This is a genomic window from Pseudomonas persica (assembly GCF_900291015.1).
Lineage (GTDB): Bacteria > Pseudomonadota > Gammaproteobacteria > Pseudomonadales > Pseudomonadaceae > Aquipseudomonas.
In genome coordinates, this window is record NZ_OLKL01000045.1 from 221,616 (window position 1) to 237,169 (window position 15,554).

At 62.1% G+C, this 15,554-nt stretch carries 14 protein-coding genes, 1 tRNA gene and 1 pseudogene; 5 read left to right on the forward strand and 11 right to left on the reverse strand.

What is annotated here, in order from left to right; all coding sequences use genetic code 11:
• Positions 1-265 precede the first annotated feature (265 nt).
• Entirely contained in the window at positions 266-1,774 is a 1,509-nt protein-coding gene (locus FQ664_RS21620; RefSeq protein WP_144174765.1) for a YdgA family protein, read from the reverse strand.
• A 445-nt stretch (positions 1,775-2,219) separates the two neighbouring features.
• Between FQ664_RS21620 and FQ664_RS21625 the strand changes: the two genes are divergently transcribed.
• The 4 genes and pseudogenes from FQ664_RS21625 to FQ664_RS21635 all read left to right on the forward strand — a co-directional run bounded on the left by FQ664_RS21625 (position 2,220) and on the right by FQ664_RS21635 (position 6,815).
• Positions 2,220-3,572, forward strand: a complete 1,353-nt coding sequence (locus FQ664_RS21625) for an APC family permease (RefSeq protein WP_144174766.1) — start codon at positions 2,220-2,222, stop codon at positions 3,570-3,572.
• 285 nt (positions 3,573-3,857) lie between these two features.
• Positions 3,858-4,844 (forward strand): annotated as a pseudogene (locus tag FQ664_RS28330) (methyl-accepting chemotaxis protein); the annotation flags it as partial.
• A 102-nt stretch (positions 4,845-4,946) separates the two neighbouring features.
• Positions 4,947-5,702: a methyl-accepting chemotaxis protein gene (locus FQ664_RS28335; protein ID WP_474707150.1), complete on the forward strand. Its 756-nt coding sequence runs from the start codon at positions 4,947-4,949 to the stop codon at positions 5,700-5,702.
• Positions 5,703-5,855: 153 nt separating this feature from the next.
• A complete protein-coding gene (locus tag FQ664_RS21635; RefSeq protein WP_144174770.1) occupies positions 5,856-6,815 on the forward strand; it encodes a cation diffusion facilitator family transporter in 960 nt (319 codons plus the stop codon).
• Between the two features lie 71 nt (positions 6,816-6,886).
• Here FQ664_RS21635 and FQ664_RS21640 read toward each other — a convergent pair whose 3' ends face one another.
• Positions 6,887-7,795 carry an EamA family transporter gene (locus FQ664_RS21640; protein ID WP_144174772.1) on the reverse strand — a complete coding sequence of 303 codons (909 nt, stop codon included), beginning with the start codon at positions 7,793-7,795 and terminating at the stop codon, positions 6,887-6,889.
• Positions 7,796-8,078: 283 nt separating this feature from the next.
• Between FQ664_RS21640 and FQ664_RS21645 the strand changes: the two genes are divergently transcribed.
• Positions 8,079-8,876, forward strand: a complete 798-nt coding sequence (locus tag FQ664_RS21645; RefSeq protein ID WP_144174774.1) for an AraC family transcriptional regulator — start codon at positions 8,079-8,081, stop codon at positions 8,874-8,876.
• A gap of 104 nt (positions 8,877-8,980) precedes the next feature.
• Here FQ664_RS21645 and FQ664_RS21650 read toward each other — a convergent pair.
• The 9 genes from FQ664_RS21650 to tolQ all read right to left on the reverse strand — a co-directional run bounded on the left by FQ664_RS21650 (position 8,981) and on the right by tolQ (position 15,553).
• A tRNA-Lys gene (locus tag FQ664_RS21650) sits at positions 8,981-9,056 on the reverse strand.
• Between the two features lie 60 nt (positions 9,057-9,116).
• Positions 9,117-9,791, reverse strand: a complete 675-nt coding sequence (gene queC, locus FQ664_RS21655; RefSeq protein WP_144174776.1) for a 7-cyano-7-deazaguanine synthase QueC — start codon at positions 9,789-9,791, stop codon at positions 9,117-9,119.
• Positions 9,792-9,808: 17 nt separating this feature from the next.
• Positions 9,809-10,456 (reverse strand): 7-carboxy-7-deazaguanine synthase QueE, encoded by a 648-nt coding sequence (gene queE / locus FQ664_RS21660; protein ID WP_144174778.1) that lies wholly within the window; start codon positions 10,454-10,456, stop codon positions 9,809-9,811.
• A gap of 160 nt (positions 10,457-10,616) precedes the next feature.
• Positions 10,617-11,423 carry a tol-pal system protein YbgF gene (gene ybgF / locus FQ664_RS21665; RefSeq protein WP_144174779.1) on the reverse strand — a complete coding sequence of 269 codons (807 nt, stop codon included), beginning with the start codon at positions 11,421-11,423 and terminating at the stop codon, positions 10,617-10,619.
• A 6-nt stretch (positions 11,424-11,429) separates the two neighbouring features.
• Positions 11,430-11,930: a peptidoglycan-associated lipoprotein Pal gene (gene pal, locus FQ664_RS21670; protein WP_015271469.1), complete on the reverse strand. Its 501-nt coding sequence runs from the start codon at positions 11,928-11,930 to the stop codon at positions 11,430-11,432.
• Between the two features lie 53 nt (positions 11,931-11,983).
• On the reverse strand, positions 11,984-13,255 hold the full coding sequence (gene tolB, locus FQ664_RS21675; protein ID WP_063913017.1) for a Tol-Pal system beta propeller repeat protein TolB: 1,272 nt from the start codon (positions 13,253-13,255) through the stop codon (positions 11,984-11,986).
• Between the two features lie 26 nt (positions 13,256-13,281).
• Positions 13,282-14,391, reverse strand: coding sequence for a cell envelope integrity protein TolA (gene tolA, locus FQ664_RS21680; protein WP_144174781.1), 1,110 nt, complete (start codon positions 14,389-14,391; stop codon positions 13,282-13,284).
• Positions 14,391-14,843 carry a protein TolR gene (tolR, locus tag FQ664_RS21685; RefSeq protein ID WP_003254760.1) on the reverse strand — a complete coding sequence of 151 codons (453 nt, stop codon included), beginning with the start codon at positions 14,841-14,843 and terminating at the stop codon, positions 14,391-14,393. The genes tolA and tolR overlap by 1 nt, the downstream gene beginning before the upstream one ends.
• Positions 14,844-14,857: 14 nt before the next feature.
• Positions 14,858-15,553 (reverse strand): protein TolQ, encoded by a 696-nt coding sequence (gene tolQ / locus FQ664_RS21690; RefSeq protein WP_144174783.1) that lies wholly within the window; start codon positions 15,551-15,553, stop codon positions 14,858-14,860.
• Between the last annotated feature and the right edge of the window lies 1 nt (position 15,554).

Sequence of the window (15,554 nt, forward strand, 5' to 3'; positions counted from 1 at the left end):
TGCAGGCGCTTGTGCGCGTCAAATCGAGTGTATCACCCGGCCCTGGCAGATCGGCCAAGGGCGCCGGACGGCACACAGGCCGCCACGGCCCTCTGCGGGCGCGGATTATTATCGGAGGCCGAAGGCTACAGACAATCCAGCGATTTCTAAAGCGGTTTTTGTGTTGCCTGTACCGGCCTCTTCGCGGGTGAACCCGCTCCCACAGGGTCTGCCAAACTCCTGTGGGAGCGGGTTCACCCGCGAAGAGGCCGGTACAGGCTTTCGATCAACCCTGCGGCGACAGGGCCGCCAGCTGCGCCGCCATGAGCATGGCGAACTCTTCCACGGTCATCTTCTTGCCGTTGAAGTCGACCATGCCGTCGGCATAGTGCAGGCTGCTCACCACATCATTGCCCTGCACGGTGGCCATGCCGCTCTGCAGCGCCATCATGCCGACCATTTCCCCGGCCTGGCTCGATTGCATGGCAATGGCCTGGGCGTCGGTCTGGCCATCCAGCAGCGCCTGCAAGGTTGCCAGGTCACCGATCATCGGCTTGGACAACGACAGCTTGCCCTTTACCTCGGTGATCAGTTGCTTGCTCAACTGATCGGGCGGCAGGTCGAAGCTGGCCGGGGCGGCGAAGCCCATCGACAGGTCAAAGCGGCTTTCGCCATTGGCGGTCTTGAACGACAGGTTTTCCACCGCCACCCGGGGCTTGGCAGCCAGCAGTTTCTGCAGCTCGCCCTGGAACCTGGCCTTCTCCACATCGTCCATCTGGATTTCCGGCACCGGCTGGCCGGCGGCAGCTGCGGCTTCGAACTCCGGCAGGTGCGCCTGGTACCACGTCGACAGCGCCTGTAGCGCCGGGGCGTTGACCGAGGTGATGCTCACCGCCATTTGCGCCTTGCCTACCGCACGACCATCCCAGGTGATATCCCCGACCTTGTACTCCACGCGGCCACCCACGGTATCCGGGCCGTCGAGGGTTTGCAGGGCGTTCTGCTCCAGGCCCTTGACCACCAGTACCTGCTGTTTGGGCCCCAGGGTGACCTTGGTTTCGCCCAGCGCCAGGTCAACGTTGCCCACATAGATGGCTTCGTGCGTGGTGGCCGCCAGCTGGCCGCCGACCTTCAGGCCGTTGAGCTCGAAGGTGGCTGGCGGCTGGTCATCGCGTACCAGTGTCATCACGAAACGGTCGGCCTGGCCGTGAAAGCGTGAGGCCTTGCCTTCCTGATCACCACTGACTTGCACCTGCATGCCCGAAAAGTCGAGGCTGTTGCCATCGGCCTCGGCGAGCTTGACCGGCGCCAGCTGGATCTGGCTGACCACATTGCCGTCGTAACCCAGGCTGGTCTGGGCGCTGACCGGGGCCTGCTCGCCTGCGGCGGCGAACCACGGCGCGGTGGCGTCGTCCTTCTGCAGTGTGCTGTTGCTGACCGCCATGACCGGCATCAGCTTCAGCGCCTTGACCCGCGACCAGGGGAACGGGCCGTGCTCGATCTGGTCGGTCACGCCCACGTCGAAATTCACCACTTCGCCTTCACCCAGGTTGATATCGCGGGCCTTGAGCCGGTACCGGGCGGTACTGCTGAAGAAATGCTGCTCCAGCGACACCCGCTCGATGCTCATGCTGCCACCGGTGCTCACCAGGGCCTTCTTGAGTTCGGCGTTACTGCGCACAAGGGCGTTGTCCAGCTCCGCAGGCAGTTGCTTGCCGGTGTACCAGGCGCCAGCGGTGGTTGCGACGGCGATGGCGATAGCCAGGCCGGAAAGGATGCCAACTGATTTCTTCATGAATAGAACCGATTGCTGTCCGTAGGGGCTTCGTAGGCGGCCAAGGGCCACGCAGGACGCCAAGAGTACCACTGCAGCCCAGGCCTGGCGCTGGCCGGGGTCGAGAAATCCCATTCCTGGGTAACGCCTGAAACCCTTTCCAAGGGCGACCGGCACTCGTTAATTTTTACGAACACTGAAATTGATCACAACCGCAAAAAAACGCGTAAAAACCGAATACCGCCGCACTTGAATCGATAAATATTTCAATTCAGCAACATTCTGTCATGTTTAACTTGACACCCAGCTACCCATCGTTTTTTATTTTCACCACTTTGCGCGCTCCCCCGCGCCCCCGCCGCTCCAACAATAAAGGTGAACAACATGGAGCCCACCCGCTCGCCCTTGCCGCATGCGCAGTACCCCGTGCCCGCCATTTACGCCCAGCCGCAGGAGCCCTGCCAGCATGCAGCCTGACCACAGCGCCTCCGGCAACGGCCAACTCCGCAAAACCCTGCGCCTCTGGCACGTGATCATCATCGGCCTGGCCTACCTGACCCCGATGACCGTGTTCGACACCTTCGGCATCGTTTCCGGGATTACTGCCGGCCACGTACCCAGCGCCTACATCCTGGCGCTGGCCGGGATCCTGTTCACCGCCGTGAGCTACGGCACCCTGGTCAGGCGCTTCCCGCAGTCGGGCTCGGCCTACACCTACACCCAACGCGCGATCAACCCGCACGTGGGCTTCCTGGTCGGCTGGTCATCGTTGCTGGACTACCTGCTACTGCCAATGGTCAACGCGTTGCTGGCCAAGCTGTACCTTTCGGCCATGTTCCCGGAAGTACCGGAGTGGATGTGGGTGGCTGGCTTCGTCACCCTGATCAGCCTGATCAACATGCGCAGCGTAAACCTGGTGGCACACTTCAACCTGCTGTTCGTGGCTGTGCAGGTGGCGATCATCGCGGTGTTCATCTACCTGTGCGTGCGCGGCCTGGACCAAGGCGAAGGGCTGGGTACCGCCTGGAGCCTGCTGCCGTTCGCCGACAACCAGACCCAGCTCAGCGCCCTGGCCGCCGGTGCGACCATCCTGTGTTTCTCGTTCCTCGGCTTCGACGCAGTCACCTGCCTGTCCGAAGAAACCCGCGACCCGGGCAAGACCATCCCCCGGGCGATCTTCCTCACCGCACTGATCGGCGGCATGGTGTTCATCACCGTGTCGTACTTCATCCAGGCCTACTTCCCGACCATGTCCCGCTTCCATGACCAGGAAGCGGCACTGCCGGAAATCGCTCTGTACGTCGGCGGCAAGTTGTTCCAGTCGATTTTCATTGCCTGCACCGTGATCAACACCATCGCCTCGGGGCTGGCCTCGCAGACCAGCGTGTCGCGCCTGCTGTACGTGATGGGCCGCGACAACGTGATCCCGGCCAGCCTGTTCGCCCGCCTGCATTCACGCTACAAGACGCCGGTGCTGAACATTGCAGTGGTAGGGCTGATTTCGCTGTCGGCGATCTTCTTCGACCTGGTCACCGCCACCTCGATCATCAACTTTGGCGCGCTGGTCGCGTTCAGCTTCGTCAACCTGTCGGTGATCAACCATTGCTACCTGCGCGAAGGCAAGCGCCAGGGCCTGGCCAACCAGCTGACGTACCTGGTGGCGCCCACCATTGGCTTCTGCATCATCGTCTCGCTGTGGCTGGACCTGAACGCGCATTCACTGCTGTTCGGTGGCGTCTGGGCACTGCTCGGCCTGCTGTACCTGGCCTGGCTGACCAAAGCCTTCAGGGACACCCCGCCCAACTACATCGCTGAATGACCCACGCTGCCGACAACGCCCGCGCCTGATCGCGGGCGTTGCATTTGATCGAAAAGGAAAGCCCTCATGCCGCTGCGTCGCCTCTCCATCCAGTGGAAGATCACCTTGCTCGCCGGCTTGTGCCTGCTGGCCATCGTCGCCCTGCTGGTGGCCACGGCGCTGGCCCAGGCGCAGCGCAGCGCGACACTGGTCAACCAGGCCAACACCGAAATGCTCGACAACAGCGCACGCCTGCGCCTTCAGGCCCATGCCGAAGCCCAGGCCCTGCGCATCCAGCGCTATTTCATGGACGCCTACCAATACGGCAATGGCTTTGCCCGCCTGGTCCAGGCGCTCAAGGCCCGTGGCGGCAGCGACCTGCGCGCCGAGCTGACGCGCCAGGCCCGCGCCAGCCTGGCCGGCAACCCGGATGTGATCGGCCTGTACCTGGTGTTCCAGCCCAACGCCCTGGACCAGGACAGCCAGTACCTCGGCCAGGAGGCCTTAGGCAGCAATGAAAGCGGGCGTTTTTCGCTGTACTGGTCACAACCCCGCCCCGGCACCCTGGAGCTTGAAGCCATGCCGGAGTCGATGCTCGGTGACGCCAGTATCGGCAGCAACGGCGCGGCAAAGAACCGCTGGCTGACCTGCCCGCAGGACACCGCCAGAACCTGCATGCTCGAGCCATACCTCGACGAGGTAAATGGCCGCCAGGTACTGATGACCAGCATCGCCCTGCCGCTGCTGGAGCATGGCAAGGTGGTCGGCGTGGTCGGCCTGGACATCGCCCTGGCCAACCTGCAGCAGTTGAGCCTGGACGGCCGCCGGGAGCTGTTCGATGGCCAGGGCCAGGTCAGTATCGCCAGTGCGGCCGGCCTGCTGGCCGGCAACAGCCGCGACGACAGCAAGCTCGGCGAGCCCATGGACAAGGCGCTAGCCGATGGCCTGCTGCGTGTTGCCCACCCGTTCACGCCAATCCCGGATGCCGCGCCCTGGCAGGTATTGCTGGAACTGCCGGAAAGCGTGCTGCAGGCGCCAGCCGTCGCCCTCAACCAGCGCCTGGACACGCACAACCACCGCGCCAACCTCACCAGCCTGCTGGTCGGCCTGGGCGCTGCGCTAGTCGGCTTGCTGCTGGTCTGGCTGACCGCACGCGGCGTGACCCGGCCGATCCTGGCCGTGGCCGCGCGCCTGGAAGACATCGCCAGCGGCGAAGGCGACCTCACCCGCCGCCTGGACTACGCCCGCCAGGACGAACTGGGCCGGCTCACCGGCTGGTTCAACCGCTTTCTCGACAAGCTGCAGCCGGTCATAGCCCAGGTCAAAGGTTCACTGCAGGAGGCCCGCGGCACCGCCGATCAGTCGGCCGCCATCGCCAGCCAGACCAGCAACGGTATGCAGCAACAGCACCGTGAAATCGAACAGGTGGCCACCGCTGCCAACGAGATGAGCGCTACCGCCCTGGATGTTGCCCATAACGCCTCGCAGGCGGCCCAGGCTGCACGCGCTGCCGACCAGGCCAGCCGCGAAGGCCTGCAACTGATCGACAGCACCCGCCAGGGCATCGAACGCCTGGCCGCCGGCATGAACACCGCCATGGACGAGGCGCGTGCGCTGGAAGACCGCAGCGGGCAGATCGGTTCGGTGCTGGACGTGATCCGCACCATTGCCGAGCAAACCAACTTGCTGGCACTGAATGCCGCCATCGAGGCTGCCCGCGCGGGTGAAGCCGGCCGTGGCTTTGCCGTGGTGGCCGATGAAGTGCGCGGCCTGGCCCAGCGTACCCAGGTGTCGGTGGAGGAAATTCGCCAGGTCATCGAAGGCTTGCAGCAAGGCACCCTGGACGTAGTGGGTGCCATGCACGAAAGCCAGCGCCAGGCCGAGGCCAGCGCCGCGCGCATGGAACAGGCGCTACCGGCGCTACAACGTATTGGCGAGGCAGTGGCGGTGATCAGCGACATGAACCTGCAAATTGCCTCAGCGGCCGAAGAGCAGAGCGCAGTAGCCGAAGAGGTGAACCGCAATGTGGCTGGCATTCGCGATGTGACCGAATCGCTGGCAGGCCAGGCCGATGAATCGGCGCGGATCAGCCAAGCCCTGAACCGGCTGGCCAACCAGCAGCAGGCGTTGATGGAGCAATTCCGCGTCTAACCTGCAAGAGCCAATGCGCCTTCTTCGCGGGTGAACCCGCTCCCACAGGTTAGCGCCGGCGTCGAGATCGGCGCAAAACCCTGTGGGAGCGGGTTCACCCGCGAAGAGGCCCTGACAGGCAACAGAATTACCGAATCCGCTAGAGCACTTCTTATGCAAACCCCAACCCGCCCCACCTTCTTCGACATCACCAGCGAACAAGGCCTGTTACGCACCTCGATTGCCGTCACCCTGTTCATCGCCATCATCGGTATCGCCTTCGGCCTGGCCTCCGGCTCGTTCTCCATCGTCTTCGACGGCGTCTATTCGCTGGCCGACGCCAGCATGAGCGGGCTGTCGCTGGTAGTGGTCAGGCTGATCACCGCGCACACCACCAGCGTGCAGATGTCGCGCAAGCTGCGCGAACGCTTCACCATGGGCTTTTGGCACCTGGAACCGATGGTGCTGGCGCTCAACGGCATCCTGCTCAGCGGCGTGGCCATCTATGCACTGATCAACGCCGTCAGCAGCCTGCTGCAAGGCGGGCGCCACCTGGAGTTCGGTATCGCCATGGTCTATGCGCTGGTGACCGTGATCGCCTGCGTGACCATCGCCATCGTCGAGGCCCGCGCCAACCGAAAGCTGGGCTCGGATTTCGTGCGCATGGACGTCAAGGGTTGGGTGATGTCGGCCAGCATCACCGCCGCGCTGCTGATCGCCTTCTGCTTTGGCTATGCGGTGCAGGGCACATCGCTGGAGTGGGTGTCGCCGTATATCGACCCGGCGGTGCTGGCGCTGGTGTGCCTGGTGATCGTGCCGCTGCCGATGTCGGTGGTGCGCCAGGCGCTTTCGGAAATCTTTCTGGTGACACCGGGCGACCTCAAGCTGCATGTTGATGAAGTTGCCAAGGCCTTCGTCGCACGCCATGGGTTGCAGTCGTACCGCGCGTATGTGGCCAAGGTCGGGCGCTCGCGGGAGATCGAGCTGTACTTCATCGTGCCCAGGAGCATGGCGGCGAAAACCATCGATGAATGGGACGCGTGGCGCAACGAGATCGGTGATGCGGTGGGCGGCGAAGGGCCGGACCGTTGGCTGACAGTGGTGTTTACCGGGGATCCGGAGTGGGCCGAGTAAATGGGTGACGTAATAGCGGCCACGAAACCCTGAATCGAGTAGGCCCGCGACCTTGCGGTCGCGGGCTTCGGTCATTTCTTGGCGCCAGCCGGTTCAACTGGGTACAGCCCTGCCGTGGGTGGCACAGGCATCTTGCGATAGAGCCCCAATGCCAACCCGACAATAATGACCACGACCGAGATCATGTTCGGAGTCGAAATCTGCTCGCCGAAGATCAGCATCGAGCTGGCGATGCCGAATACCGGAATCAACAGCGACAGCGGGGCCACCGTCGAAACGGGGTACAGCTTGAGCAACGAGTTCCAGCCCCAATAGGCAAAGTGGGTGGCCAGGTACACCTGGAAAAGAATCGACAGCACGGCTGTCAGGTTGAGGCTGCCTTGCAGGGCCTCGAAAGGCGCGGTGCCGTGCATGAGCCAGGCCATCAGGAACAGGGGAATGGTTGGAAACAGGCTAGCCCAGACCATGAACGAAAAAATCTCCTTGACCCCGGACTGCTTGATGATGACGTTACCGACGCTCCAGGCAACGGCGCTGAACACAATCAGCAACACGCCAAAAATGGCGTGCTCCCCTTGTTGAGTCGAAATGATGCCTGCCAGCCCGAGCATCGCCAGCAACGCTCCCCGCAGCTGTGCACCACGAAGCTTCTCCTTGAACAGCAACGCTCCCCAGCCCATGGTGAAGAACACACTGAGCTGGATAACCAGCGAAGCGATGCCGGGGCTGACGCCTACCTGGATGCCGTAATTGATCACGCCCCACATACCCAGCCCGAAGATGAAGCCGTAGGCGACGACATAGCTGAACTTTATGCCGGGGCGCTTGATGACGAACACCAGAGGGAAGGCGGCTAGTGCGAAACGTATGCCGGTCAGCACGAAGGGATCGATTGAACGCAACCCCAGTTTGGTGACTGGAAAGTTCACGCCCCAGACCAGGGTGACGAGTATCGCCAGCATCAAATGTTTTTTCTGCATATCCAGCCTCACGTTAAGCGGCATACCAGAGCAGGTGGTAGGCGCATTCAAGTCAGTTCAAAGCAAACCGTTTCTGCATCAGGCACAGCCCAGCGAACTCCATGAGCGGGTCGAAGAACGGAACCTGGTTGCGATTTCCAGGCCGCCGCCGATGACCGTGCCTGAAATGGCAGCGATCACGGGACCTTGCCAAATTGGATCAGGTCGAACGGCAGTGCGGATTCTACGAGTGGGCTGTTTGGCCTGCTTGTTAAAGAAGGTCTGTTTTTGGCAAAATCGGGCCATGATTTCCAAGCTGCCACCAGACCCTTACCAGCACGGCAGCCCCGAAGCCGTGGTAACCCTGCGCGAGTACCCGTCAGGTACCGTATTTGCGCGGCATACCCACAATCGCGGGCAATTCGCCTATGCCGCGACCGGGGCGATGAAGATGTTCACCGACCTGGGAAACTGGGTCGTTCCACCTCAACGGGCCCTATGGGTTCCAGCCGGGGTGTCCCACGAGATGCACATGCGTGGTGATGTGACCATGCTCAACACCTATCTGGATGCCGCCGCCGCCAACCGCGCCGGTTTGCCCGAGCACTGCCAGGTGTTCGGTGTCTCGCCGCTGTTGCGGCATCTGTTCGAAGCCGCGCTGGCGATCGACCCGAGCGAAGCCGCGACGGTACGCAGCCAGTGTGTGCTGACGCTGCTGGTGGATGAAATCAGGGCCATGCCGCAACTTCCGCTGAGCGCGCCGCTACCCTCGGAACCGCGGTTGGCCCGTTCATGCCAGCGGTTTCTCGATGCACCGACACAGAGAATCTCCATCAGTGAAATGGCCGATTGGTCAAGCATGAGCCGGCGCACGTTCACGCGGAACTTCCGCGAGGAGACCGGCATGAGCTTCGTGTCATGGCGGCAGCAGGTGTGCCTGCTCGAGGCGACATCGCGGCTGAGCAACGGTTCATCGATCACCGAAGTGGCGATCGACCTGGGGTATAGCAGCCCGAGTGCGTTCACCTCGGTATTTCGCCGCAACCTCGGCGATTCGCCGGGGCGTTACCTAGCCAAGTCAAAGGGGGCGTCGACGCTCTGAGCGGCTGGTGGAGGCCGAAGGGCCCTTAAGGACAATCAAGTGCTTTTTGGGCGGCATAAACGAAAAAGCCCGCAAACCGATAAGGTCGCGGGCTACTTCATATATGGTGGGTCGTGTAGGATTCGAACCTACGACCAATTGGTTAAAAGCCAACTGCTCTACCAACTGAGCTAACGACCCTTTGGATGGCGCGTATAATACTGATTTCTAACGTGAAATCAACACCCCATCAAACTTTTTTCAAAAGTATCGCGTCGGGTCTGCGACACCGGCTGCCTTGAAGCCGTCGGCACGCAGGCGGCAACTGTCGCATTTGCCGCAGGCACGGCCGTCATTGTCGGCCTGATAGCAGGAAACAGTCAGGCTGTAGTCCACGCCGCGGGCCATGCCGGCCTGCACGATCTGCGCCTTGCTCATGTTCTGCAGCGGCGCCCGGATGCGGAAGCCCTGCCCTTCGACACCGGCCTTGGTCGCCAGGTTGGCCATGCGCTCGAAGGCTTCGACGAACTCGGGGCGGCAATCGGGGTAGCCGGAGTAATCCACGGCATTGACGCCAATGAAGATGTCGCGGGCTTCCAGTACTTCTGCCCAGCCCAGCGCCAGGGACAGGAACACAGTGTTGCGCGCCGGCACGTAGGTGACCGGAATGCCTTCACCCGGGGTTTCCGGCACGTCGATGCTGCTGTCGGTCAATGCCGAGCCGCCGATGCCGTCCAGGTTCAGGCCAATCACCTTGTGCTCGACCACGCCCAGGTCACGGGCAACACGGGCAGCGGCGTTCAGTTCGGCGCGGTGGCGCTGGCCGTAGTCGAAACTCATGGTGTAGCAGCTGTAGCCTTCGGCCTTGGCCATGGCGACCACAGTGGCCGAGTCCAGGCCACCGGACAACAGGATTACTGCGCGCTTGTCGGTCATGTGTGCTTGCTCCTCAATCAACGTCCGGGTTCGTCGTTCCACAGCAGCTTGTGCAACTGCAGCTGGAAGCGTACGGGCAGGTTGTCGGCGACGATCCAGTCCGCCAGGTCGCTGGCGCTCACCTGGTGGTGGCTGGGCGAGAACAACACCTCACCGGCACGCTCGGCCAAGTTGTACTGGATCAGCTTGGAGACCGCCCAGTCGTAGTCGTCACGGGAACAGATGACGAACTTGACCTGGTCGTTGCGGGTCAGCTGCTCGATGTTCTCGTAACGGTTACGGTGCGACTCTTCGGAGCCAGGGGTCTTCAGGTCGACCACGCGGCTGACGCGAGTGTCGGTGCCGGCAATATCCAGCGCGCCGCTGGTTTCCAGCGACACCTGGTAACCAGCGTCACACAGGCGCTGCAACAGCGGCAAGGCGTTGGGCTGGGCCAACGGCTCGCCACCGGTGACGCAGACGTAGCGCGGCTTGAAGCCGGCGACCTGCTCAAGGATCGAATCGAGGGTGCGAAGGGTACCGCCACTGAAGGCATAGGCACTGTCGCAGTACTGGCAGCGCAGGGGGCAACCGGTGAGGCGCACGAATACCGTGGGCAGCCCAGCCGTTCGCGTTTCACCCTGCAAAGAGTAAAAGACTTCGGTGATGCGTAATGTGTCTTGCATGCTCGCCACGGGCGTGACAGCTAAACAGGCTGCCCGCCTCCGTCAGGCACTGTCGCGGACTCGACATAGCGTTATCCGCAGCAGCGTGTTTACGAAAAAAGGGTGGTGATTCTAACGAAAAAACCCGCGACAGGCGCGGGTTTCTTTCAAACGGTACTGCTCAGAGCTTCTGCAGGTCACGCTGGGCCAGTTGCGCGGCCGAGGTGCCGGGGTACTGGGTGATGACCTGCTGCAGGATACCCTTGACCTTGTCGGTATGGCCCATGCGGCGCTCGACGTCGGCCAGCTTGTACAGCGAATCCGGCACCTTGCTGTGCTTGGGATACTTCTGGCTGACCTGGGCGAAGGCCTGGCTGGCGGCCGGCAGGTCGCCCTTGGCCAGGTTCACTTCACCCAGCCAGTACTGGGCATTGCCGGCATACTGGCTGTTGGGGTACTTGCGCAGGAAGGCGTTGAACGCCTGGCTGGCCTTGTCGAAGTCTTTCTGCTTGATCAGGTCGAAAGCGGCATCGTAATAGAGCTTTTCTTTCGCCGGATCACCGGGCTCGCTACTGGCGGCCGGTTGTTGCGCAGCAGCACCTGCTGCTGCATCAGGGGCGGCACTGGATGCACCACCACCGGAGGAATTGTCAGGGGTCGCGGCAGGCGCGGCGCCACTGTTGATGCGACGGTCCAGGTCCTGGTAACGCTCCAGGTTTTCCTGCTTCATGCGCGACACATCGTTCTGCAGCTCTTCGATGATGCCTTGCTGGCGGGAAAGCTGATCCTGCATCTGTTGCAGCTGCATGAACAGCTGGCCCTGTGCAGAGGCAGGGGCCGAAGCCCCTGACCCGGCATAGGCGCCGCTCGTGCCATAACCCACAGGCGGATAACCACCTGCGTTGTCATCAACCACAGGGATCTCAGCCCAGGCCGCGAGCGGCAGGCTGAGTGCGAGGACGGTTACTACACGGCGGCACATACGCATGAGAACTTACTTACGCAGTTCTACGCGACGGTTCTGAGCCCAGGACTGCTCGTCGTTGCCAGTGGCAACCGGACGCTCTTCACCGTAGGAGACCAGTTCCAGCTGAGCAGGGGAAACGCCCTGCAGAACCAGGTAGCGCTGAACGGCCTTGGCACGACGCTCACCCAGAGCCATGTTGTACTCGCGGGTGCCGCGCTCGTCGGTGTTGCCTTCCAGGACAACGCGGTTGCCGTTGGCTTTCAGGTCCTTGGCGTGAACGTCCAGAGCGCGCATGGCTTCCGGCTTCAGGTCCGAGCTGTCGTATTCGAAGTAGAAGGTGGTGATTGCGCGCAGGGCAGCTTCTTCGCTCAGAGAGCCGTCAACAGCGCCAGCGTTGGCACCGTAGCCAGCGTTCGGATCTACAGCAGCGCCTTCGCCTGCGTTGTCACCGCCCTTCGAGGAGCAACCTACAGCTACGGCCATGGCCAGAGCCAGCGCAGCAAATTTACCAAACTTCAGCATTTCCATCGTGAAACTCCTAATGAAACCCCAGTGTGTTAAGCAAAAGTATTACGCCGCAATCAGTTCAGGTAAGGGGACCAGGACGGTTCTCTGACTTCGCCTTGAGCGGTAGGAAGTGGGAGCCTCACGCGGCCATTAAGCGACACGAGCATCAAGACTCCCCGGCCCTGCTGGCGGGTGGCGTAGATTAGCATGGTGCCGTTTGGCGCAACAGTGGGAGACTCATCAAGACTCGTTTCCGAGAGAATCTTTACACTTCCGCGTTGCAAATCCTGGGCCGCAACTTTGAAGTTGGTGAAGCCCTGCTGGCGATGGATCATCACCAGGGTCTTTTCGTCCGCCGACAGCTTCGGGTTGGCGTTGTAGTTACCCACGAAAGTTACACGCTCGGCACCACCGCCACCGACCGACTGCTTGTAGATCTGCGGCTTGCCGCCACGGTCGGAGGTGAAGTACAGGGTGTTGCCATCCTTGCCCCAGAACGGCTCGGTGTTGATGCCCGGGCCGGCGGTAACACGGCTGATCTGGCGCGAAGCCACGTTCATCACGTAGATGTCCGGGTTGCCGTCCTTCGACAGCACGAACGCCAGGCGCGAGCCGTCCGGCGACCAGGCTGGCGCGCCATTCAGGCCTTCGAAGTTGGTGACCTGCTCGCGGCGACCGGTATCGATGTGCTGGACGAAGATGCGCGGGCGCTTCTGCTCGAACGAGACATAGGCGATGCGCTTGCCATCCGGTGCAAAGCGTGGCGACAGGATCGGTTCACGCGATTGCAGCAGGGTGACCGCACGTGCACCGTCGTAGTCCGAACGCTGCAGGGTATAGCGGGTGTTGTTGGTGGAGAAGCGCTCGGCCGTCACGTACAGCATGCGGGTGGAGAACGCACCCTTGATGCCGGTGAGTTTCTCGAACGACTGGTCGGAAATGTAGTGCGCCATGTCGCGCAACTGGTCGACGCTGCCCGCCACGCTACCGGTCAGCACTTGCTGCTCGGTGGCAACGTTGAACAGCGCGTACTGCACCTGCAGGCGACCGCCCGACGGCACGATACTGCCAACCATCACGTACTGCGCGCCCAGCGCTTTCCAGTCACGGAAGATCACTTCGCTGGCCTGCGACGGCTGGCTGATCATGTTCTGCCGCGGAATCGGCGAGTAGTAGCCGGAGTTGCGCAGGTCATTGCCGATGATATCGGCCATGTCTTCCGGCAGCACGCTGCCGCCCTGCAGACCAAACGGCACTACCGCGATGGGCGTGGCCCGATCGCTGCCGCTGGTGACCAGGATGTTCTTTTCCTCTGCCACGGCCATGCCTGCCACGCAGCACAGCATGACCAGCAGTCCTCTCAGACGTTTAATCACAACGCTAGATCCTCAGGTGTAAATGTCATCTTGAACGAACGATATTGGTTGAAATCGCTCGGCTTCATACCCTGCATCTCGGTCAAACGACCAATGTTCTTTACCGCAGCCACCGCCGAACTGTCGTACGGGCCGTCACCACTGGACCGGGCCACGCTGACGTTGGTGATGGTACCGTCCGGCAACATGTTGATCTGCAGGACCACCGTCATGCCCTTGCGCGCGGAAGGCGGACGCGCCCAACCCTCGGCCGCGCGCAAGCGGATCAGGTCGTCGAAATCACCGGCCACCTGGTCACCCTGCTCGTCGGCCAGCGCCTGCTGCCGTTCGGTGGTGTCGGACAACAGCTCGGCCAGGGCCTGGGCTTTCTTGTCTTCCGCCGCCTTGCGGGCCGCTTCCTGTGCCTTTTTCTTCTGGGCGTCTGCAGCGGCCTTTTTCTTGGCCTCTTCAGCTGCCTTTTTCTTCGCTTCCTCGGCCGCCGCTTTCTTCTTGGCGTCCTCGGCAGCTTTCTTCTTGGCCTCTTCGGCCGCCTTTTTCCTGGCGTCCTCGGCGGCTTGTTTCTTCGCCTCTTCAGCGGCCTCTTTCTTGGCCTCTTCTTCGGCTTTTTTCTTGGCTTCTTCCTCGGCCTTCTTCTTGGCGATGTCGGCCTGCTGCTTCTCGGCAGCCTTCTTCGCCTCTTCGGCCTTCTTGGCTTCGGCGGCTTTCTTGGCCTCGGCGGCCTTGGCAGCTTCGGCAGCGGCCTCGGCTTTCTTGGCTTCAGCGGCCTCGCGGGCCTCTTCGGCCTTTTGAGCGGCGTCGGCTTTCTTTTGTTCCGCAGCCTTCACGGCCTCCTGCTCGACCTTCTTCTGTTCCAGCTGCTCGACCTCGGTCTGGCGCGAAGCGGTTTTCTTCGCTTCCCCGGCAATCTTCTGATTGGTCTGGGTGGTCGCCTGGCTCTTGGACTTGAGCTGGTACAGGGTAGCCTGGACGATCGGCTTGGATGGCGGCAGCTCAGGCGTCATGGCAAAACTGACGAACAGCAGGGCGAACACCAGCACATGCAGGCCGATGGCCCAGACACTGGGCCAGAAGTAGCTTTCCGAGGCGGATGGCTCTCGCTGTTGCATCAGGGCGCCTCGGTAATCAGGCCAACGTTACCGACACCGGCCTTCTGCAACCCGCCCATGGCACCCATGACCGCGCCATAGTCGACAGCCTTGTCGCCACGAATGAACACCTGGGTCTGCTTGCCCTGGTCACGGCCGGCAGCAATGATCTTGGTCACCGCGTCGGTCATGGCAGGCAAGGTCATGGCCTTGTCCATCTGCTTGTCGGTATCGACTTCGCTGCCGAGGTTCCAGTAGTAGGTCTTGTCGGCCTTGATGGAGATGGTGAGGATCTGGACGTTGTTGTCCTGCGGCAAGGCTTCACTGGAAACCTTGGGCAGGTCTACCTTCACGCCCTGGTTGAGCATGGGCGCCGTCACCATGAAGATGACCAGCAGTACCAGCATCACGTCGATGTAGGGCACCACGTTCATCTCGGCGACGGGCTTGCGTTTGTGGCGAACTCGGGCCATGGGCTTCTACCTGATTACTCTTCGCTGGTGTGCACTTTGCGGTGCAGGATCGCCTGGAACTCGTCGGCGAAGGTGTAGTAACGGCCGATCAGCACTTCACTGCGCGCGGCGAAACGGTTGTAGGCAATAACTGCCGGGATTGCCGCGAACAGGCCGATGGCCGTAGCGATCAGCGCTTCGGCGATACCCGGGGCAACCGTGGCCAGGGTGGCCTGCTGGGCGCTGGCCAGGCCGCGGAAGGAGTTCATGATGCCCCAGACGGTACCGAACAGGCCGATGTACGGGCTGGTCGAACCGACGGTGGCCAGAAACGGCAGGCTCTGTTCGAGCTTTTCTTCCTCGCGCGAAATGGCCACACGCATGGCACGGCCAACGCCCTCCATGACCGCGTCCGGGTCAACGCCCGGCTGCTGGCGCAGGCGCGAGAATTCCTTGAAGCCGGCACGGAAGACCTGCTCGACACCGGAATCCGGGTCTGGGTTGCTGCCTGCCTGGCGGTACAGCTTGGACAGGTCGATGCCCGACCAGAAGCGCTCCTCGAAGGCATCCAGCGCACGACGACCGGCGCGCAGCATGGTGCTGCGCTGAAAGATCATGATCCATGAGGTGACCGAGGCGGCCACCAGGATCAGCATTACCAGCTGTACCAACACGCTGGCATTGCTGACCAGACTCCACATGGAGGTATGGTCGACGACGTTAGCTTCCACG